General features: G+C 59.9%; 19 protein-coding genes. 7 read left to right on the top strand and 12 right to left on the bottom strand.

Annotation, left to right across the window (positions count from 1 at the left end; genetic code table 11):
• Positions 1 to 37: 37 nt before the first annotated feature.
• Positions 38 to 1,051 carry a glycosyltransferase family 9 protein gene (locus ITX55_RS22885; protein WP_033645185.1) on the top strand — a complete coding sequence of 338 codons (1,014 nt, stop codon included), beginning with the start codon at positions 38 to 40 and terminating at the stop codon, positions 1,049 to 1,051.
• A gap of 43 nt (positions 1,052 to 1,094) precedes the next feature.
• Here ITX55_RS22885 and ITX55_RS22880 read toward each other — a convergent pair whose 3' ends face one another.
• The 3 genes from ITX55_RS22880 to rfaQ are packed head-to-tail and all read right to left on the bottom strand — an operon-like array spanning position 1,095 to position 4,404.
• Complete coding sequence (locus tag ITX55_RS22880) at positions 1,095 to 2,195, bottom strand: glycosyltransferase (RefSeq protein ID WP_033652254.1); 1,101 nt, start codon at positions 2,193 to 2,195, stop codon at positions 1,095 to 1,097.
• A gap of 2 nt (positions 2,196 to 2,197) precedes the next feature.
• A complete protein-coding gene (locus ITX55_RS22875) occupies positions 2,198 to 3,325 on the bottom strand; it encodes a glycosyltransferase family 4 protein (RefSeq protein WP_033652253.1) in 1,128 nt (375 codons plus the stop codon).
• Positions 3,322 to 4,404, bottom strand: coding sequence for a putative lipopolysaccharide heptosyltransferase III (gene rfaQ, locus ITX55_RS22870; protein WP_108682201.1), 1,083 nt, complete (start codon positions 4,402 to 4,404; stop codon positions 3,322 to 3,324). The genes ITX55_RS22875 and rfaQ overlap by 4 nt, the downstream gene beginning before the upstream one ends.
• A 210-nt stretch (positions 4,405 to 4,614) precedes the next feature.
• On the opposite strand from rfaQ, the gene ITX55_RS22865 reads away from it, so the two are divergent.
• Together ITX55_RS22865 and ITX55_RS22860 are read left to right on the top strand one after the other, a co-directional pair.
• Positions 4,615 to 5,571, top strand: a complete 957-nt coding sequence (locus tag ITX55_RS22865) for a polysaccharide deacetylase family protein (RefSeq protein ID WP_033645189.1) — start codon at positions 4,615 to 4,617, stop codon at positions 5,569 to 5,571.
• An 8-nt stretch (positions 5,572 to 5,579) separates the two neighbouring features.
• Positions 5,580 to 6,674: a glycosyltransferase family 9 protein gene (locus ITX55_RS22860; protein ID WP_033652251.1), complete on the top strand. Its 1,095-nt coding sequence runs from the start codon at positions 5,580 to 5,582 to the stop codon at positions 6,672 to 6,674.
• A 36-nt stretch (positions 6,675 to 6,710) separates the two neighbouring features.
• Here the strand turns inward: ITX55_RS22860 and ITX55_RS22855 are convergent, their stop codons facing one another.
• The 6 genes from ITX55_RS22855 to rfaD are packed head-to-tail and all read right to left on the bottom strand — an operon-like array spanning position 6,711 to position 13,087.
• Positions 6,711 to 7,691, bottom strand: a complete 981-nt coding sequence (locus ITX55_RS22855; RefSeq protein ID WP_108682199.1) for a glycosyltransferase — start codon at positions 7,689 to 7,691, stop codon at positions 6,711 to 6,713.
• The gene (locus ITX55_RS22850; RefSeq protein WP_042785580.1) at positions 7,688 to 8,929 is read right to left on the bottom strand and encodes an O-antigen ligase; all 1,242 of its coding nucleotides are present in this window, start codon (positions 8,927 to 8,929) and stop codon (positions 7,688 to 7,690) included. The genes ITX55_RS22855 and ITX55_RS22850 overlap by 4 nt, the downstream gene beginning before the upstream one ends.
• A 28-nt stretch (positions 8,930 to 8,957) precedes the next feature.
• A complete protein-coding gene (locus ITX55_RS22845; protein ID WP_042785577.1) occupies positions 8,958 to 10,124 on the bottom strand; it encodes a glycosyltransferase in 1,167 nt (388 codons plus the stop codon).
• Entirely contained in the window at positions 10,121 to 11,086 is a 966-nt protein-coding gene (rfaC, locus tag ITX55_RS22840) for a lipopolysaccharide heptosyltransferase RfaC (RefSeq protein ID WP_033652247.1), read from the bottom strand. Before rfaC ends, ITX55_RS22845 begins: the two co-directional genes overlap by 4 nt.
• A gap of 2 nt (positions 11,087 to 11,088) precedes the next feature.
• The gene (rfaF, locus tag ITX55_RS22835) at positions 11,089 to 12,135 is read right to left on the bottom strand and encodes an ADP-heptose--LPS heptosyltransferase RfaF (protein ID WP_033645195.1); all 1,047 of its coding nucleotides are present in this window, start codon (positions 12,133 to 12,135) and stop codon (positions 11,089 to 11,091) included.
• Between the two features lie 22 nt (positions 12,136 to 12,157).
• Positions 12,158 to 13,087 (bottom strand): ADP-glyceromanno-heptose 6-epimerase, encoded by a 930-nt coding sequence (gene rfaD / locus ITX55_RS22830; protein WP_033645196.1) that lies wholly within the window; start codon positions 13,085 to 13,087, stop codon positions 12,158 to 12,160.
• A gap of 240 nt (positions 13,088 to 13,327) precedes the next feature.
• Here rfaD and kbl point away from each other — a divergent pair, with 240 nt between their 5' ends.
• Together kbl and tdh are read left to right on the top strand one after the other, a co-directional pair.
• A complete protein-coding gene (gene kbl, locus ITX55_RS22825; protein WP_033645197.1) occupies positions 13,328 to 14,524 on the top strand; it encodes a glycine C-acetyltransferase in 1,197 nt (398 codons plus the stop codon).
• A 9-nt stretch (positions 14,525 to 14,533) separates the two neighbouring features.
• Positions 14,534 to 15,559, top strand: coding sequence for an L-threonine 3-dehydrogenase (gene tdh / locus ITX55_RS22820; RefSeq protein ID WP_033645198.1), 1,026 nt, complete (start codon positions 14,534 to 14,536; stop codon positions 15,557 to 15,559).
• A gap of 41 nt (positions 15,560 to 15,600) precedes the next feature.
• On the opposite strand, the gene ITX55_RS22815 is transcribed toward tdh, so the two are convergent.
• Genes ITX55_RS22815 through gpmM form a run of 3 tightly spaced genes read right to left on the bottom strand, consistent with a single transcriptional unit; the run spans position 15,601 to position 19,445 of the window.
• Positions 15,601 to 16,554: a divergent polysaccharide deacetylase family protein gene (locus ITX55_RS22815; protein ID WP_033652246.1), complete on the bottom strand. Its 954-nt coding sequence runs from the start codon at positions 16,552 to 16,554 to the stop codon at positions 15,601 to 15,603.
• Between the two features lie 2 nt (positions 16,555 to 16,556).
• Positions 16,557 to 17,891 carry a murein hydrolase activator EnvC gene (gene envC / locus ITX55_RS22810; RefSeq protein ID WP_028128084.1) on the bottom strand — a complete coding sequence of 445 codons (1,335 nt, stop codon included), beginning with the start codon at positions 17,889 to 17,891 and terminating at the stop codon, positions 16,557 to 16,559.
• A gap of 9 nt (positions 17,892 to 17,900) precedes the next feature.
• The gene (gpmM, locus tag ITX55_RS22805) at positions 17,901 to 19,445 is read right to left on the bottom strand and encodes a 2,3-bisphosphoglycerate-independent phosphoglycerate mutase (protein WP_108682197.1); all 1,545 of its coding nucleotides are present in this window, start codon (positions 19,443 to 19,445) and stop codon (positions 17,901 to 17,903) included.
• 297 nt (positions 19,446 to 19,742) lie between these two features.
• On the opposite strand from gpmM, the gene ITX55_RS22800 reads away from it, so the two are divergent.
• Entirely contained in the window at positions 19,743 to 20,177 is a 435-nt protein-coding gene (locus ITX55_RS22800) for a rhodanese-like domain-containing protein (RefSeq protein ID WP_033645201.1), read from the top strand.
• Positions 20,178 to 20,205: 28 nt separating this feature from the next.
• Positions 20,206 to 20,454: a glutaredoxin 3 gene (gene grxC, locus ITX55_RS22795; RefSeq protein WP_004931142.1), complete on the top strand. Its 249-nt coding sequence runs from the start codon at positions 20,206 to 20,208 to the stop codon at positions 20,452 to 20,454.
• Positions 20,455 to 20,480 lie beyond the last annotated feature (26 nt).

The raw sequence follows: 20,480 nt of genomic DNA, 5'->3' as shown, positions 1-20,480 counted from the left end.
CAGACAACCGGCGAGCGATTTCGCCGATAGGCTCGGAATGAAGAATATTTTAATTATTCGCCGCGACAACATCGGCGATCTTGTTTGCACCACGCCTCTGATTGAAGGGGTGAAAATTGCCTATCCAGACGCAAAAGTTTATCTGCTGATCAATAAAGTCAGCCAGGACGTCGTTAAAAACAACCCTCATCTCGAGAAAGTCTTTGTCTATAAAAAGGCCAAGCACAAGGCGAAAAATGAAACGACGTTGGGCGTTTATTTCGAACGTCTGATGATCTTCCTGAAGCTGCGCAAAATAAAGTTCGATGCGGTCATTCTGGCCAACCCGGTGCCTTGCAAATACAGCCTGCGTTTAGCGAAAATGGCCGGCGCCACCCATATCATCGGCGCCGATTTGGGCACGAAAGATATTCAGCGCCCGTTCCGCAAGGACGATTTCCGCGGTCTACATCAGGTCGAACACACCTACAGCTATTTATCGGCGATAACCGATCAAGCCATTCCGATCCCGCCGGTGCGGGTATTCCTGACGCCGGAAGAGCGGCAGCTGGCGGCGCAGCGGCTGCAGGAACGCCTGCCGTCGGTCGAACGGGTTTGCGCCGTGCATATCAGCAGCCGCAGCCCGAAAAGGCGCTGGCCGGTTGAACGCTATGCCGAAATCATCAACCGCCTGACCGCCGATCCCCGCACCGGCGTGCTGATCTTCTGGTCGCCGCAGGGCACGCTGGCGCCGGACGACATCGGCGATCAGCAGCGCGCAGAACAGCTGTTGGCGCTGTGCCAAAACGAACGCGTCGCGCTTTATCCGACGGCCTCGGTGCGCGAGCTGTTGGGCGGGTTCGATTTATGCGACCGGGTGCTGTGCAGCGACGGCGGGCAGATGCATCTTGCCGCCGCGCTGAATAAGGATATGGTGGTGTTCTTTGGCGATACCGATAAAACGTCCTGGCATCCATGGACCGGCCGTCATCATATTTTGCAGAGTGAGTCGGGGCACTGTGAAGATGTTTCTGTCGATGAGGTTTGGCAGAAAATGCAGGCGCTAAGCTAGCGAAGAAAATAAGGCAGGCATCACCTGCCTTTTTATTACTTTATTATTTTTCTTTCAGCTCAATATATTGACGGCAAATAGGCTCCAGCCCATAGCTCAGCAATTGCTGTTGATTTATCTGCGGCGGATTGGCGTAAATTTCCGCCATTTTTTCTGCCAGCGACGCTTCGTTTAATTCCGCCAACGCGTTAGCCATGCCAGCTTTTTCCAGAATTTCCGCAGGGCCGCCCGGACAGCGGGTGCTGACCACCGGCGTGCCGCACAACAGCGATTCTACCAGCACATTGCCAAACCCTTCGCTATCGGAGCTGAGCACCAACAGCGAGGCATGACGGATAAACGGATAGGGATTGGCCTGGAAGCCGAGGAACAGCACGCGCTCTGCGATACCCAAGTCTGCCGCCAGACGCTTGACCTCGGCGACGCGGGCGTCATCCCCGGTGCCGATCAAAGCCAGCGGCGCCTGAATGCCGGATTGCGCATAGGCTTTCAGCAGGCGGTCATGCCGCTTGGTGGCGTGAAAGCGGCCGACGTGCACCAGATAGTCCTGACCGGCCAGTTCGCAAGGCGCCGCTGCCTGTTGCCGGATGGCGTCGATGTCGAACGGGTTATTGATGACCGCCAGCCGACGCGGGCGGATCGGCAAATTCTGCTGCAGATCGCCGCCGACCGCCTGTGAAACGGCGACGATATTTCTCCCCTGGTAAACGTTGGCGATTTTACGTTGCTTGAGCCAGCGATCCAGGCCTTTGCGGTGGCCGAGGTAGGAGGTGGAGAGAATGCCGTGAATGCAGAACCACAGGCGATCCGAAGCCAGCCGCTTACTGCGGCTGACGATGCGATCGGTTTTGTGCAGGTTGGAGAACACCAGATCGAACGCGCCGTGTTGGCGCTCGTGTTCGGCTATCGCCCGATCCAGCGCGGCGGCGCGGCGCGACAGCTCGGTCAGCTTGCGCCAGGGGGCTCGGCTGCGATCGGCCACCACCTGATAATCAATGCCTGACGGGATAGGGTAATTGCAGACGTCACGCAGCGAGATCAGACTGACGTCATGCCCCTGTTGCTGCATGCCCTGACACAGGGTCAGCACCACTTTTTCCGCGCCGCCTCCCGGCAGGCCATCGATGATCATCAGAATACGCATAGCTAATCCAGTAACCGGTTATAGAGGGAAATGAGCTGTTCGGAGAGATGCGCCGGCGTAGCCGTCATAATGCGCAATCTTGCCGCTTCGCCCATGGAGGATCCCAGCGCCTGGCGCGGCAGCGCCCGAATGGCTTCCGTGATGGCCGGCACGTCGAGCGCGTCGGTCACGAAGCCGTTCTGGCCCGGGGTGATAAACTCGGCTCCGCCGCAGGTGGTGCTGGTGATAACCGGCAGGCCGCAGGACATCGCTTCCAGAATCACATTCGGGAACGGATCGTACAGCGTCGGCAGCAGCAGCGCATCCGCGGCCTGATAGAACGGCAGGGTCTGCTTCTGCACGCCCATAAAGTGAATGCGATCGCCGCAGCCCAGCGACTGCGCCAGCGCCCGGTAACGCTTTTCGGCTTTGTCTTTACCGACCACCAAGAGGTGGCTGTCGGTCGCCGCCACGGCGCGGATGGCGGCGGCCAGCCCTTTGCGCTCGAAACCGGAGCCGACGAAGATCAGGCAGTGCGCCTGTTGCGGGATCTGATATTGCTCACGCAGGCGTCGGCGCTGGCCCTCGTCGGCGGGCGGGAACTTTTGATTGTCGATGGCGTTATAGATCACCGTGATTTTGTCGGCGGGCACGCCAAAGTCGGCGATGATTTCCCGTTTGATCATCTCGGCGTTGCAGATGACGGCTTTCAGCTCCGGTGCGGCATACATGGCGCGCTCGGCGCACATCACATAGCGGTGATAACGGTTGGAAAACAGCCACTTGCGGCGCCACTCCGGCAGCAGCCGCGCGCGTTGCAGCAGCCAGCGGCGGTGTACGCCGTCGCCGGCGCGGTAGATATCGCAGCCGGGAATGCGCTCATGGCTTTGCACCAGATCGAAGCGCTCTTTCTGCCACAGCGCCCTGGCCGCCACGGCGAAGCCCCGTTCGCGGCTGATGCGGCCGAGTTTCAACGGGTTACACAGGTGAATATGCCAGTTTGGATTGGCGTCACCCTGCCATTCGCGAGTGATGACGTTCAGATCGAGATCCTGTTGCTCCAGCGCCTCCAGGGCGCGGGAAACGAAACGTTCGGCTCCGCCGTCCGGGCGGTATTTTTGGCGAACGATCGCCAAACGAAATGCTTTCATGCCAGCGTGCTCCGCGCGGCTGCAATCACCGCGTCTGTAGGAATGAGGTCGAGATACCGTTCATCGGTGCCGGTATCGATGGCGTCCGGGTCGGGCAGTTCGCCAAAGTCGCCGGCCCAGATCACGGCGCCGGTAGCCTGCCATGGCCGCCAGAAAGTCAGCTTGGAAGGGCCGAATAACGCCACGCACGGCGTTTGCAGCGCGGCGGCCATATGCATCGGCACCGAATCCACGCCGATAAACAGCTTGGCGTGGTCAATCAGGGCGGCCAGTTGGCGCAGCGTCAGCTGGCCGGCCAACGAGATTACGCCCTGCGGCGGGCAGAGCGCCAAAATGCGCTCGACCATGGCTTTTTCTCTGGCGTCGGGGCCGGAGGTGATCACCAACTGGTGGCCGTCGGCCTGCAAGGCGGTGAGGGTGGCGGCCATTTTCTCTTCGCTCCAGCATTTGAAGAACCAGCGCGAGGTGGGCTGCACCACAATATAACTGCCGGCGACGCCCTGTTTCAGCAACAGTTGCTCACAGGTCTGCCAATCCTGCGGATCATAACTCATGGTGACATGCTCATTGAGCGCGGGCAGGTTCAGCGGCGCCAGCAACGAGAGATTTTGTTCGACGGTATGCAAGTGGGCGTGATTGTCTACCGGCACCAGCTGCGTGTGGCAGTGGCGCCACAGGAAGCCGCGGCGTTTGGGGAAATCGAAGCCCAAACGGATGCGCGCGCCGGTCAGGCGCGTGATGATGGCGCTGCGCCACTGATCGGCCAGATTGACCACCAGATCGTAGCGCTGCGCCTTCAGGCGGCGCAGCAGCGCCAGCTCATGTCCGAGGTGAGCGCGGGCGCCCTGTTTTTTCCATTGGCGATCGATGGCGAACAGGGTCGACAGTTCCGGATTACTGGCCAGCATCTCCTGCGTTTCCTGATACAGCAGCACATCGATCCGGGCCTGCGGGTAGTTTTGCCGCAGGCTGCTGATGACCGGCGTGACCAGCAGCATATCGCCGTGGTGGCGCAGTTTTATGATCAGAATACGCTGTACGGATGGGGCGGAAGTTAGGGCTGGCGCGTCGTTCATCATGAGTCGCTTTCTGGGAAACCAATCTTTGATTCTAAATGACCCGATCGCATGTGGCTACTGTTGCTCGGTTTTCTTGCCGAGCCGCAAAAAAATCGCCGGAACAGGGACGAATGCGCTTCAACGTTGTCCAAACCAGGCAGCAAAGTCGTTTGCCCTGGCGAAACGGCCTGCGTAACATAGCGTATTCTGTTGATATCAGGTTCGATATTCATGACTAAACCGGCGTTTCTCATCACCATTGATACCGAAGGCGATAATCTGTGGCAAAACCACGATCGCATCGCGACCGAAAACACGCGTTTCTTGCCGCGCTTTCAGGCGCTGTGCGAGAAATATGCCTTCAAGCCGGTTTATCTCACCAACTATGAAATGGCGATGGATCCGGCTTACGTCGAGTTCGCGCGTGACGTGATCGCCCGCGGCGCCGGTGAAGTCGGCATGCATCTGCACGCCTGGAACAGCCCGCCGCTGACGCCGCTCACCGATGACGACTGGCGCCACAAGCCTTATTTGATCGAGTATCCCGCCGATCAGATACGCGCCAAAGTCGACCACATGACCAAACTGCTGGAGGACGCCTTCCAGACCAAAATGCTCAGCCATCGCGCCGGCCGTTGGGCGTTCAACGAATACTATGCCTCACTGCTGCTGGAATACGGCTATCAGGTGGATTGTTCGGTTACGCCGCGGGTCAACTGGCAGTTTTCGCCGGGCAACCCGCAGGGCAACGGCGGTACCGATTACAGCCGGTTCCCGTCGCAGGCCTATTTCATCGATCCGCAGAACATCGCCAAGCCGGGCGCTTCGTCGCTGCTGGAAGTGCCGATGAGCATCCAGTACAAGCATTCGGCGCTGATGAATGCGTTCAAGCAGGGCTATGATCGGCTGCGCGGCAAGCGGCGTTCGCCGTCCGTCAACTGGCTGCGGCCGAGTGGCGGCAACGTGGCCAAGATGATCAGTGTGGCCGAGACGTCGTTGGCGCAGGGGCATGACTACGTCGAGTTTATGCTGCACTCCTCCGAGTTTATGCCGGGCGGCAGCCCGACGTTCAAAACCGAGCAGGATATCGAAGTGCTGTACCGCGATCTGGAGCAGCTGTTTGACTGGCTGCAGCAGCGCACGGTGGGCATGACGCTGGCCGAGTATTATCAACTTAAAGCGAACTAAGCACGCACATGTCGAAGAAATGGAAAATTAAGGTTGCCGACTGGTTCTTGCGGCGCTATACGGCGAAGTACGGCCGTTTTCAGGACAAGGCGACGTTCGACGGCGCCCAGCAGTTTGACAATATCGTCATCTATTCCACCACGGCGTTGGGCGACTTCATGTTCAACACGCCGGCATTGAGGGCGATGAGGGAACGCTATCCCAACGCGCACATCACGCTGGTGGTGCACAAGAAAAACCGCGAGTTGGTGGAGAACGGCCGCTATTACGATCGCGTGGTGTATTGGGACAGCAAGATCAAGACGATACGCCCATTGCTGAAATCGCTGCGCGAACATCAGCCGGATTTGGCGCTGATCCTGCACTCTCATCTGCCTTATGACATCATCAGCGCCGTCATGGCGGGGGCAAAGTACATCATCAGGGATAACTACAGCTCGGGCATTTGCGGGCTGGAACCTTGGTTAACCAACTATATCTTCCATTATTACGGCCATTTCGTGCGCCGCAAACTGGAGCTGATTTCCATTTTGGGCTGCCGTAGCGACGATCCGACGATGGAAATTCCCGTGGACTATCAGCGCGGCGTCAAAAGCAGCGACCATCCCACCATCGGTTTTCAACTGGGGGCATCGACGGAGTCGCGTTGCTGGCCGGTGTCGCACTATGCGCGCCTGGCCGATGAGCTGGTGGCGAAGCACCCCAATGTGCGCATCGTGCTGATTGGCGCACCGCTTGACGACGGCAAGGCCCAGCAGTTTATGAGCCTGATCGGCCCGCAAACGCAGGCCTGCGTGGATAATCAGATCGGTAAAACGGGGCTGCAAGGCTTGCTGACGTTGCTCGACAGTTTCCATGTTCTGGTCACCGGCGACACCGGGCCGCTGCATCTGGCGGTGGCGTTGAAGGTGAAAACCATCAGCCTGTTCGTGACCGCCGATTCACGCTCCACCGGGCCGATTCAGGATCCTGAACTGCACCGCATCATTCAGGTGTCGCGCACCGGCTATACGATGCCGCTGGAGGCGGAAAGCCCGATGGGGGTCATTCAGCCGCAGCGGATTTATGACGAACTGGTCGCGCACGTGCCTTTAGCGCGCTAGAGGTGCGGCGACGCATCGGCCGCCAGGCCGATGCGGTTAGCGTGGTTTGCGCCCGCGCAGCTTCGAAAGAAAGGTATCCACTCGCGCATAGCGCATCTGGCGGACTTTTTTGCCCGGCACGTCGCTGTTGCGGCAGACAGCGGCGGCGCGGCGCAGAATTTGCAGCGTTGCCGGCGCGTAATGATAATAACCGTACACCGCCTTCGACATGCTTTTCACCTCGGAAAAGCAGTTGGCCAGCATCAGGGCGGCCAACCGGCGCAGCGGCTCATCCCCAGGATGCTGCGCCACAAAGCGCAACATCTTCTCCATGGCGAACAGCAAATCTTCAATATCTTTGGGTTTGATATTGCGGGTGATGCCCTGGCTGTTATCCCGGTAGAAATAGAGTTCGCAGTCAAGATGGGCGATGCGGCGAGTTTTGAAATACTGAAAAGGCGTGAAAATCACGTCTTCATAACGCCTGCCGTCTTCGAACGTTTCCCCTGCCAGCAGCGTGCGCTTATATACCCGGCTCCAGAGATGCCACATCGAGCGTGCGAACAGCGGTTGCAGGCTGCCCAGCCCCAACGAGGAAAAGTCGTAGGCTGCGGGCTGCGTCGCGCGGTTCTCGGGTTTCGGCGGTTGTTCGGTGAACTTCTGATAATTAAAATCGATCAGGTCATATTCATCGGCGATCAGCAGGGGCCGCAGGAGCGCCAGATAGTCGTCGCTCAGCAGATCGTCGCCGTCGAGAAAGGTGACGTAGCGCCCGGTGGCTCGCTGCAGGCCGACATTGCGGGCGTGCGCAATGCCGCCGTTGGCCTGTGAAATAAAAGCCACGTGCGGATGCTGCCGCTGCGCCAGATACCGGCTGACCAGCGCCCCTGACGCATCGGTAGAGCCATCGTCGATGATGACCACTTCAATCTCATCAGAAATCTGCGTAAATAACGAATCCAGCGCAGCGATGACGAACGCTTCGTTATTGTAAAACGGCACGATAACGCTGAGCAGCGGTGGCTGATGAGTTTTCACGCGGTCTGCTCCTGGGCGGAAGGCGGTTTCGCCACGGAGAGCACGGCGGCGATCAGCGCCAGACAGAATATGACGGTGCCTTCCGTGCTGAAGAAGATGACGTCGCTAAGACCGTAAACGAAGAGGCTGGCGCTCACGCTCAGCAGCAGCGCGTTGCGCTGCGGCCGGAATGAAGAGAAGAACAGGCCGATATACAGCGCCAGCAACAGCAACGCCCCCCAGACCCCCTTGAGCGAATAGGTCTCCAGCAGCTCGTTATGCAGATGCACGTTGATGTAAGGCATGACGCCAGACAGGTGCGGTTGCTGCGCAACGATGGCGCGGATCTCTTCACCGCGCTGCTCGGCGGATTGACCCCATGGGGCATCCGTTCCTGTACGCCATGCAATCACCTGCATCGATAGACGGGAAATGATGGAGTTATCTATCTCGGGTTTATCGATCAGTTGCATGTTGGTTTTGAAGTCGGCAATGCGTTGTTCAATCTGCGTCTTAAAGACGAATCCGCAGATGAGCAGCAACAACGGTACCGAGGAGACCAGCACAAACTTGTGTTTTCTGGATACCAGATGTTTGGTCGCCAGCAGCGACAGACAAACCGCCACCGGGTAAACCAGCATCGCCGCGCGCGTGCCGGTCAGCACCAGCGCGGAGAAGGAAAGCAGGAACGCCGCAATGTACAGCACCAGACGGTAGCGGGTGCGCAGCATCAGGATGGCTTGCATCATCACCAGATCGATGGCGGTCATCAGGTAGGCAACGACCGTGGCGCGATCGAAGTTGAGCTCCACACGAGGAATATCCAGCCGCAATCCTTGATAGAGGGAATAGCCGTTGACCGCCAAACCGGTAACGAGGGCCACGACGATCAGCAGGCGCTGCACGCACAGCCGTTCATTGAGCGCAATCAGCAAGATGAAAGCGGTTGCGAGCTGCAGTTTGCCGGTCGACATATAGGAACGATAAACATTGATATATTCGCCCGGCTGTTTGAAATGATGCATCCACAGGATGGTGCCCATGCCGACGCAGAACATCAGCGCGGGCAACAGCAGATTTTTAACGTTGCTGAAGTAGTAGCGCGGATACAGGCAAACGGCGATAAAGGCGATGTAGCTGGAAACGTAAAACAGATTGCGTCCGGTCGCGGAACCGAAAGGAATGGTGCAAAAAGCGATGGCACATCCCAGATAAATCAGATAACTGAAGGCAGGGTGCGGCGTTTTTTGTTTTAGCATCGGGCGTGTTTTCCGGCTCACGTGTTGATTAAACGATGAAGGATCGCAGTGTGTCGTCAAACTCAGCTTTGAACTGAGCATAGTTGAAATGTTCAGCAGGATAGCGCTGCGCGTTTCGGCTCAACGTCTGGTAGGTTTCGCCCGCCAGCAATGTCTCAACGGCATCCGCGCAGTCGATATGCGACAACAGCTTGGGCGACACCAGGCTGTCGGTTAACGGATCGTAGACTTCATGCGGGAAGTCGACCTCGATATCGGTGAGCTGCCGGTGTTGTTCGATGGTGACCGACGGAACCAGGCCAATGCCGCAGACGCCGTCTTTCACCGCTTCCGGCTGGCCGTCAACCTGCGGGAAGATGACCGGCACGCCGAAATAGAGCGATTCCATGCAGGACAAGCCGAACGGCTCGGTGATCGGCGTGCTCATGTAAATGTGCGTGCGATTGAAGAAGCCGGCGACGTCATCCTGGTAACCGCTGAAGGTGACGCGATCGCCGAGCTGGAGCCGGGCCGCCAGCGCCTCGAACGCCGCGCGATCCGGCCCTTTGCCGGCCACTTCCAGCGTGACGTCATGCCCGCGTCGCAGCAGTTCCTGCATCATCAATAATGAAACGCTGATGCCTTTCAGGCTGACCAGACGCGAGGCGGTGCCGATTCTGATCGGCTGTGACAGCGTTTTCGGCGTGTTGTCGATCCCCGCCGGCGTCTTGATGCGGTTGATCACCACGTGGTTTGGGCAAGGCAGATTAAAGCGCAGCTCCATCACCCGCTTCGAGGCGTGTGAGGCGGAAATCACGCCGTCCAGCATGGCGAAGAAACGCAGCGTCTTTTGATTTTTCGGGTAGCGCCAGGAGCAGCCGTGATCGTAGTAAACCAGCTTGCCGCGCTTGGGTTTGGCCGCCAGCCCCGGTACCAGGTCCCAGACGATCACCACGTCGGCGTTGGCCCGCTCGATTTTCCACTTCAACAGAAATTTTCGCAGGAACTGCGGGCAGCGCAGCGGCAGCGCATTGATCAGGCGGTTGGCGAAGGTGACGGGTTGGTGCGCCGGCAACTGGCGGCGGATCTCCTCGCCGATGTCGCCGCTGATGCACAGGACCTGGTTGCTGCCGTCGGTGGTATCGTTGATGTACTGCAGGAACAGGCGCTCGACGCCGCCCATTTTACCCAGGTTGATAATGTGCAGTTTTTTCATGCTATAACCTTTTGCAACGCCTGCCATGCCGTATCGGCGTCGATTGTCGCCATGCTTTTTTCCGGCGAAATCAGCGAGTGCTGATTTTGCCCGTAGCCGCCGATCAGGCCGGGATCGGTCGGCCCAAACAGCGTGATGTTCGGTTTGTCGAGCGCGGCGGTCAAATGGCTGAGCCCGGTGTCGACCGAGACCACGCCCCTGGCGCCCGCCAGCACGTCAGCCACCTGCTGCAGGCTGAGCTTCGGCAGCACCTCGACATGTGGGAAACCTTCCGCCAACCGCAGCGCGCGCTGATGTTCATGCTCCGCCCCCCAGGGCAGTTTGATCTTCAGCCCGCTGTCGGCCGTCAGCGCGATCAGCTCGCGCCAGTTCTGCTCCGGCCAATGCTTGTCGTCGCGGGTCGTAGCGTGCAAAAACACCAGATATTGACCGGCATCGGCCGGCGGCTGGCTGAGAAAACGCGCGGCGATGGCATAGTCGCCGTAGCTGCCCGGTTTATCGTAGCCGAGGCTTTTGGCGAACAGCTCGCGCGTGCGTTCCACGGCGTGCTGCCGTTTGTCTATCTCATGGCGCACGTTGTAGAACCAGCTGGCGAACGGTTCGCGCGCGCTTTTGCAGTCCGGGCCATGTTTGTTGCCCTTGGCGACGCGCGTGATCAGCGCGGCGCTTTTCATCAGGCCCTGCGCGTCGATCACCACGTCGTAACGGCGTTCTTGCAGCGCGCGCTTGAAGTCGCAGCGCTGCTGTCGGGTGTCGCTGCCGAACCAGTTTTTGCGCCAGCGGCGAATGGCCACCGGGATCACGCGATCCACCGCCGGGTGCCAGGTGGGGATTTGGCTGAAACCTTCTTCCACTACCCAGTCGAAGCGGATATCGGGAATGGCCTGCAGCGCATCGGTCAGGGCGGGCAGCGTATGCAACACGTCTCCCATCGAGGACGTTTTTACGATTAACACCTGCATGACTATTCCTCGCTGGCGACAAGCAACGGCGTCAGCGCATCCAACACTTGCTGCGGCTGAATATCGATCAAACTTTGGTGATACCCTTGTTCGGCATCGCCCTTACGCACCTTGTGGTAGCCGCTGATCAAGCGGATAACCCGCGCCTTGTCGGAGAGCGGCGGCGTGAAGTCGGGGCTGCTTGGGCCGTACAAGGCTATCAGCGGTTTGTTCAACGCTGCGGCAACGTGCATTAAACCGGAGTCGTTGCTGACCACCGCCCGGCAGGCCGCGATCAGGATCACCGCCTGCTCCAGCTGGGTTTTTCCGGCCAGATTAAGGCAGAAATCGCGCGCGTCGTCCTGCAACGCGGCGCGGATCTGTTCGCCGGCCTCATGGTCTTTTGCCGAACCGAACAGCGCGATTTGATAGCCGCTCTCGATCAGCCGTTGAGCCAGCGCCGCGTAGTGATAGTGCGGCCAGCGCTTGGCGGGGCCGAACTCCGCGCCTGGGCAGAAGCCGACGATCGGGCGGCTGTCGGTCAGGTTGAAGGCCGAGGTGGTTTCGGCGATCTCTTCGTCGCTCACCCGCAGCTGCGGCCACAGCAGCGGCTGCGGCAGATCGTCGGCGCGCTGAACGCGGCCTTTGTCATAGGCCAGCGCCACATAGCGCTGCACCATCAGCGGGAAAGCCGCCTTGTCGAGCACGCGGACGTCGTTCAGCAGGCCGTAGCGCATTTCGCCCCGCCAGCCGGTGCGCTGCGGGATATCGGCGAAGAAAGGCACCAGCGCGGATTTGAACGAGTTGGGCAGAACGTAAGCGCGATCGTAACGGTTGGCGCGCAGAGCGCGCCCCAGGCGGCGGCGCTCGCCGAGCCCCAGCGCGCCGTGGCCCAGCGGCATCGCCAGCGCCTGATTGACTTCCGGCATGCGCGCCAGCAACGGGCGGCACCAGGCAGGCGCCATCACATCGATCTCCGCCGTCGGATATTCGGCCTTCAGGGTGCGATAGAGACTTTGCGACATCATCATGTCGCCAACCCAAGAAGGGCCGATAACCAGTATTTTCATACCCAGCGTTAATTCCTTCAGCTTATGCGGTGCGGTTCAACCAGGCCATGTACTCTTTCACGCCTTCGGCGACCGTTTTGAACGGTGCGTCGTAGCCGGCGGCGCGCAGCTTGGTCAGATCGGCCTGGGTGTACGCCTGATAGCGGCCCTTCAGCTTCTCCGGGAACTCGATGTATTCCACCGCGCCTTGCTGATGGAAGTCCACCACCGCGTCAGCCACCGCCTGGAAGGTTTCCGCCCGGCCGGTGCCGCAGTTGAAGATGCCGGATTTGCCGGTTTCCCAGAACCACAGGTTGACCGCCGCCACGTCGCCGACGTAGATGAAGTCACGCTTGAAGTTTTCGCTGCCGGCGAACAGTTTCGGGTTTTCGCCGCGGTTGATCTGGGTGTTCAGGTGGAAGGCGACGCTGGCCATGCTGCCTTTGTGGCCTTCACGCGGGCCGTAAACGTTGAAGTAGCGGAAGCCGCAGATCTGCGAGTCCGCTTCCGGCAGGATCTCACGCACGTACTGATCGAACAGGAATTTGGAATAGCCGTACACGTTGAGCGGCGCTTCATACTGACGCTCTTCGATAAACTCTTCGCGGCCGCCGTAAGTGGCGGCGGAGGAGGCATACAGGAACGGAATCTCGCGATCCAGGCAGTAGTGCAGCAGGTCTTTGGAGTACTGATAGTTGTTGTCCATCATGTACTTGCCGTCCCACTCGGTGGTCGCAGAGCAGGCGCCTTCGTGGAACACCGCTTCGATCTCGCCCAGATCGTCGCCGGCCACGATGCTGGCGATAAAGTCTTCTTTATCGATATAGTCGGCGATGTCCAGATCGACCAGGTTGACGAACTTGGTGCCGTCTTTCAGGTTGTCCACCACCAGGATATCGCGATATCCCTTGTCGTTCAGTGCCTTAATGATGTTGCTGCCGATCATGCCGGCGCCGCCAGTAACGATAATCATTGGGTTACCCCTGCTAAGCTGCCTGGTGGGGCACAATGCCCCACGCTCAATGGCGGTTATCATAGCATTTCATGCCGCGGCAAACAGCGGAAGGGCTCCGAATATCCCGCATTGCCATTGAAGTCCGCCGTTTGCCGTGATATCTGCTGCAATTTTAATATTCTCTCCCGCGCATTCTCGTCAGTTTGGTTACAAATCAGTAAAATATGCCGCAATTAGCCCAATCCTGGAGATAACCGAATGTCAGCGTCTTTTTATCAGCAGTTGGAACAACAGCTTGCCGCCACGCGCAGTGAAGGGCTGTTCAAGGAAGAACGCATCATTACCTCCGCGCAACAGGCGGACATCGCCGTCGCTGACGGCAGCCATGTGATCAACTTCTGCGCCAATAACTACCTGGGCCTGGCCAACCATCCGGCGCTGATCGCCGCCGCCAAATCGGGGATGGACAGCCACGGTTTCGGCATGGCGTCGGTGCGCTTCATCTGCGGCACCCAGGACAGCCACAAGCAGCTCGAACAGAAACTGGCGGCCTTTTTGGGCATGGAAGATGCGATCCTGTACTCCTCTTGCTTCGACGCCAACGGCGGGCTGTTCGAAACCCTGCTCGGCCCGGAAGACGCCATTATCTCCGATGCGTTGAACCATGCGTCGATCATCGACGGCGTGCGGCTGTGCAAGGCCAAGCGCTATCGCTACGCCAATAACGACATGGCCGAGCTGGCCGCGCAGCTGAAACAGGCCAAAGCCGACGGCGCGCGCCACATTCTGATCGCCACCGACGGCGTGTTCTCGATGGACGGCGTGATCGCCAACCTGAAAGGGGTTTGCGATCTGGCGGACGAGTATCAGGCGCTGGTGATGGTGGATGACTCCCACGCGGTGGGCTTTGTCGGCGCCAACGGGCGCGGCACCCATGAATACTGCGAAGTGATGGGCCGCGTCGATATCATTACCGGTACGTTAGGTAAGGCGCTGGGCGGCGCGTCCGGCGGCTACACCGCCGCCAAGAAAGAAGTGGTGGAGTGGCTGCGCCAGCGTTCGCGCCCGTACCTGTTCTCCAACTCGCTGGCGCCGGCGATCGTCGCCGCGTCGATCAAAGTGCTGGAACTGTTGGAAGAGGGCGATGCGCTGCGCGATCGCCTGTGGGCCAACGCGCGTCTGTTCCGCGAAAAAATGACCGCCGCCGGCTTCACCCTGGCCGGCGCCGATCACGCCATCATCCCGGTCATGCTGGGGGAGGCGAAGCTGGCGCAGGAATTCGCCAATGCGTTGCTCAAGGAAGGCATCTATGTGACCGGTTTCTTCTATCCGGTGGTGCCGAAAGGCCAGGCGCGCATCCGCACCCAGATGTCCGCCGACCACACCCCGGAGCAAATCGAACGCGCAGTGGCGGCGTTTACACGTATCGGTAAGGATCTTGGCGTTATTGCATAAGGTAAAACCATGAAAGCACTGTCAAAACTGAAAGCGGAAGAAGGGATTTGGATGACCGACGTGCCTCAGCCGGAGCTGGGCCACAACGACATCATGATCAAAATCCGCAAAACCGCGATCTGCGGCACCGATGTGCATATCTACAACTGGGACGAGTGGTCGCAAAAAACCATTCCGGTTCCGATGGTGGTCGGCCATGAATACGTGGGCGAAGTGGTGGCGATCGGTCAGGAAGTCAAAGGCTTCAGCATCGGCGATCGCGTGTCCGGCGAAGGCCACATCACCTGCGGCCACTGCCGCAACTGCCGCGGCGGTCGCACGCACCTGTGCCGCAACACCATCGGCGTGGGCGTGAACCGTCCGGGCAGCTTCGCGGAATATCTGGTGATCCCGGCGTTCAACGCCTTCAAGATCCCGGATAACATCTCCGACGAACTGGCTTCGATCTTCGATCCGTTCGGCAACGCGGTGCATACTGCGCTGTCGTTCGATCTGGTCGGGGAAGACGTGCTGGTGTCCGGCGCCGGTCCGATCGGCATCATGGCGGCGGCGGTGTGCAAACACGTCGGCGCCCGTCATGTGGTGATCACCGACGTTAACGAATACCGTCTGGAACTGGCGCGCAAGATGGGCGTGACCCGCGCGGTGAACGTCAGCAAGGAAAACCTCAACGACGTGATGGCCGAGCTGGGCATGACCGAAGGATTCGACGTCGGTCTGGAAATGTCCGGCGCGCCGCCGGCGTTCCGCACGCTGCTGAACGCCATGAACCACGGCGGGCGCATCGCTATGCTGGGCATTCCGCCTTCGGATATGTCGATCGACTGGAACCAGGTGATTTTCAAAGGGCTGTTTATCAAAGGGATTTACGGCCGCGAAATGTTTGAGACCTGGTACAAAATGGCGGCGCTGATCCAGTCCGGTCTGGATTTGACCCCGATCATCACCCACCGTTTCTCGATCGACGAGTTCCAGCAGGGCTTCGACGCCATGCGCTCCGGCAAGTCGGGCAAAGTGGTGCTGAGCTGGGATTGATCTCGGCAGGCGTGAAAAGGGCCGGAATTCCGGCCCTTTTTTTATGCTTGCGGTTTGGTTTGCGTCCAGTGCTGCCAATGACGCTTGATGAAGGTCACCGGCGGCGAGGTGGCAATGCTGTCGGCGATAACGCCAAGCGCGGTGCCGGCGTTGGTTTTTTCCTTCGGCGGTTTGACCTTGCACTGTTTGATGCCGCCGCTGAACGGGTTCTTCGGCTGCGGTTTTTGCGGTTTGACCGGCGGCGGGACGTAGCTGCCGCCACCGTTGCCCTGCGGTTCGTTCAGCAGCGCGCTCGGTTTGACCAGCACGATATCGGCGGGCAGCGACGGCAGCATCTGCTGCAGCACTTTCACCGTTGCCGGGCGCGGGTGGCCGATGGCGATGGCGGAACCGTTGCGCCGTGCCAATTCAACCGCGCGGTTGAACTGACGGCGGATATCGGCTTCGCTCGCGGTATCGTCGAGGAACACCTTGCGTTTGATCACCTTCACGCCGGTGCCGGCTGCGGCGCGGGTCGCCTGGCTGTTGCCGATGGTCATGCTGTCGAGGAAGTACAGACGGTAGCTTTCGAGCGCCTGCATCACTTTCTGCATGCCCGGCAGGCTGGAAGTCATGGCGCTGCCCATGTGGTTGTTCATGCCGACCGCGTAAGGCACGTTGTTCACCGCGTTGCGGATGATGCGCTGGATCTCGTCGCTGCTCATGGCGGGCTGCAGGGTATCGCGCTCCAGCGGCTGCTTGCTGAGCGGCGCCATCGGCATGTGGATCAGCACTTCGCGGCCCTGGCTGTGGGCGCGGGTGGCCATCAGGCGGGCGTGCGGCGCGTTGGGCAAGACTGCGACCGAGATCGCCGTCGGCATTTGCAGCACCGCATTTTCTTCGTGGGGGCGGTAGCCCACGTCATCGATGACGATGGAGAGTTTTCCTGCCTGCGCAGCGTAAGCCTGCAGCAGACAGCCCATTAACAGAGCTGTACGGGTTTTGACATAGCGCAAATCTATCTTCCCAACCACGGCAGTGGGTTAACCGCCTGTCCCTGACGACGGATTTCGAAATAGAGCGACGGCGTTCCCTGGCCGCCGCTGGTGCCGACCAGAGCGATCGGCTGGCCGGCGCGCACCTGCGCCCCGACGTTGACCAACGCGCTTTGGTTATAGCCGTACACGCTCATGTCGCCTTTACCGTGTTCGACCACCACCATCAGGCCATAGCCTTGCAGCCAGTCGGCCAGCAGCACGCGGCCATCGGCGACGGCTTTCACTTCGCTGCCTTCGCGGGCTTCGATCACCATGCCTTTCCAGCGTAGCTCGCCCTGCTGCTGCTCGCCAAAGCCGTGCAGCGTGCGGCCGCGCACCGGCCACATCAGCTGGCCGGCCGGACGGCCGAGGCCGCCGGTTCGCGCCATCAGCGAGCGATCGGCTTCGCTAGGTTTGTAGGTGGTGCCGGTTTTCTTCGCCTGCTGTTCCTTGATGCGCACCTGTTCGCGCACCTTGGCCGCTTCACGCGCTTCGCGTTCGGCGCGCGCACGGGCTTCGCGCTCCGCCCGGGCGATCTTGTCGCGCATGCGGGCTTCGTTTTGGCGCAGTTCCACCAGGCGTTGTTGGTCTTTTTCCAGCGAGGCTTCCAGCGCGGTCAGCGTTTTCTTGCGGGCGCCGCGCGCCTGCTCCAACTTCTGCTGCTGCGTCTGTTGTTCGCTCAGTAAGGATTTTTGCTGGCCCTGTTTGGCCACCAGCGTGGTTTTTTGCTTCGCCAGCTCGGCGCGGGTCTGTTTCAGCTCTTCGATGGTTTTCTGGCGCGCTTCGTTCAGATAACCGAAATAGGCCAGAATACGTTCGCTGCGCTGGCTTTCTTCACCGCTGAGGATCAGCTGCACGGCGCTGTGCTGCCCTTGCCGGAAGGCGGCGTCAAGCTGTTTGGCGAGGAGGTTTTGCTGGGTCGATTGCTGCTTTTGCAGCTTGGCGATCGAGGCGTTCAGGCCGGAAATGTCCTTGCCCAACTGGGTGAGCGTGCCCTGGGTGTCGCGCAACTGGCGGCTGGCCTGGGCGATGGTTTTTTCCTGCTGCCGCAGCTGATCCTGCAGCGAGCTGCGCTGCTGTTGCTGCTGCTTCACCGCTTTTTCTTTCTCGGCGATGCTCTGCTGAATGTCTTTCAGCTGGGATTTATTGTCTTCCGCCGCCTGGCCGGCGAGCGGCAACAGCAAGACGCCAGCGCAAAATACGCTGGCGCACATGGCGGTGAACGTCCTTGGCGCGGTGCGTTCAGGCAGCGGCCGGCTGCCTGCGTTTGCGCTTCGGGTTACCCTTGATAGTGCAAAAAACGCCTTCTCCCTCATGGAGAAGGATTATTCCACGATGAACAGCGGCTTACCAGTCATCTCTTGCGGGATTTCCATTCCCATGAGCGTTAACAGGGTTGGCGCGATGTCCGAAAGCTTGCCGCCTTCGACCGCCTGCGCCGATTTGCCGACGTAAATCAGCGGCACCGGCAGGCTGGTGTGGGCGGTATGCGCCTGGCCGGTGGCCGGATCGCGCATCTGCTCGGCGTTGCCGTGATCGGCGGTGATCAGCAACTGACCGTCGACGTCGCGCACCGCGTCAACCACCTGGGCGATGCAGGCGTCCAGCGTTTCCACCGCTTTGACCGCCGCTTCATACACGCCGGTATGCCCCACCATGTCGCCGTTCGGGTAGTTGCAGATAATGGCGTCGTATTTGCCGCTGCGGATGGCGGTCAACAGTTTGTCGGTCAGTTCGGCGGCGCTCATCTCAGGCTGCAGATCGTAGGTGGCGACCTTCGGCGAATTGACCAGCACGCGGTCTTCCCCTTTGAACGGCGCTTCCACGCCGCCGTTATAGAAGAAGGTGACGTGGGCGTATTTTTCGGTTTCCGAGATGCGCAGCTGGGTTTTGTCGTGCTTCATCAGCCATTCGCCGAAGGTGTTGGCCAGCGACGCCGGCGGATAGGCGCAGGCGGTGTCGATGTCGGCGGCGTACTCGGTCAGCATCACGAAATCGCCGAACTGCACCTGTTTGGCGCGTGGGAAACCGTCGAAATCCGCGTTCACGAAGGCGCGGGTGATCTGGCGCGCGCGGTCAGCGCGGAAGTTCATGAAGATCAACGCATCGCCGTCCTGCATCGCGGCATCGGCCTCGCCGGCGGCGCGAATGACGGTCGGTTTGACGAACTCGTCGTTTTCACCGCGCTGGTAGGCGGCCTGCAAACCGGCTACCGCATCGTCGGCCACGTAGTCGCCTTTGGCCGCGGTCAGCAGGTCATAGGCCAGCTGCACGCGATCCCAACGGTTGTCGCGATCCATGGCGTAGTAGCGCCCAATGAGTGAAGCGATGCGCCCGACGCCCAGCGTGGCGAAGGCCTCGCGGCAGCGCTGCAACGGGGCTTCGGCGCTGCGCGGCGGCGTGTCGCGTCCGTCGAGGAAGGCATGCAGATAGACGGCTTTGGCGCCGCGCCGGGCGGCCAGTTTAATCATGGCCAGGATGTGCTCGTCGTGGCTGTGCACGCCGCCCGGCGACAGCAGGCCCATGATATGCACCGCTTTGCCGGCCGCCACGGCCTTATCGACGGCGGCGGTCAGGACCGGATTGGCGAAGAAGTCGCCGTCGGCGATCGCTTTGTCCAGCCGGGTCAGATCCTGGTATACGATGCGCCCGGCGCCCAGGTTGACGTGGCCGACTTCGGAGTTGCCCATTTGGCCGTCGGGCAGGCCGACATCCAGCCCTGAAGCGGCGATCAGCGTATGCGGCTGCTCCCGCCACAGGCGATCCATCACCGGGGTGCCGGCGTTCAGGATCGCGTTGTCCTGCCGCTCTTCACGGTGGCCGTAACCGTCCAGGATCACCAGTACCATCGGTTTTTTGTTGCTCGACATTGCATTGACCTCTTATGAACTTTTTAAGCTGCGAATAGCCATGCGCCCGCCGGAAGCATGGCTGTTCGCCCTCGAAAAACCGGCTGATTTTACACCGCCACCGGCGATAAATAGCCCAAAGAGATCAAGGTTGCGGCGAATCGCGCGGGCTTTTATGCTCTGACCTCGGGAATTTCTCAGCGCAGCCCGCAGTTTCTACAATCGCGCTTGCTTATTGGCTGTATTTGCCGCACTCGGCAGGTATACTCTGGAACCTTGACTTATTTATCCCTTAACTGACGGGAGTTGTTACACCCCATGCTGCAAGAAATTATGCCATTCGTAAGCAGACACCCTATTCTGAGCCTGGCTTGGATCGCTCTGCTGGTCGCCGTGATCGTCATGACCTTCAAAAGCCGTTTCTCCAAGGTCAAAGAGATCGCTCGCGGTGAAGCTATCCGCCTGATCAACAAAGAAGATGCCGTGGTGGTTGACACCCGCAGCCGCGACGATTTTCGCCGTGGTCACCTGGCCAGCGCCATCAACCTGACCGCCAGCGAAATCAAAAGCGGCAGCCTGGGCGAGCTGGAAAAACACAAAGCGCAGCCGATCATCGTCGTGTGCGCCAACGGCACCGCCTCCCGCGAACCGGCAGAGAACCTGAGCAAGGCCGGTTTTGAAAAGGTGACGATGCTGAAAGACGGCATCGCCGGCTGGAGCGGAGAAAACCTGCCGCTGGTGCGCGGCAAGTAACCGTTAAACCTATTTGAGGTGGCAATCCATGGCTAACATTGATATCTACACCAAAGCGACTTGCCCGTTCTGCCATCGCGCCAAGGCGCTGTTGAACAGCAAGGGCGCGGCGTTTAACGAGATCGCCATCGACGGCGATAACGCCAAGCGCGAAGTGATGATCGAGCGCAGCGGGCGCACCACCGTGCCGCAGATTTTCATCGACGGCCGGCATATCGGCGGCTGTGATGATTTATATGAACTCGATGCTCGCGGCGGCCTGGATCCGCTGCTTTAAGCAGCTTGCCGGTTCACCGAGTGTCA

Origin of the sequence: Serratia sp. EWG9 (genome assembly GCF_019913725.1) — a bacterium.
GTDB classification, from domain to species: Bacteria; Pseudomonadota; Gammaproteobacteria; order Enterobacterales; family Enterobacteriaceae; genus Serratia; species Serratia ureilytica.
This window is presented reverse-complemented; position numbering and strand designations above follow the sequence as displayed.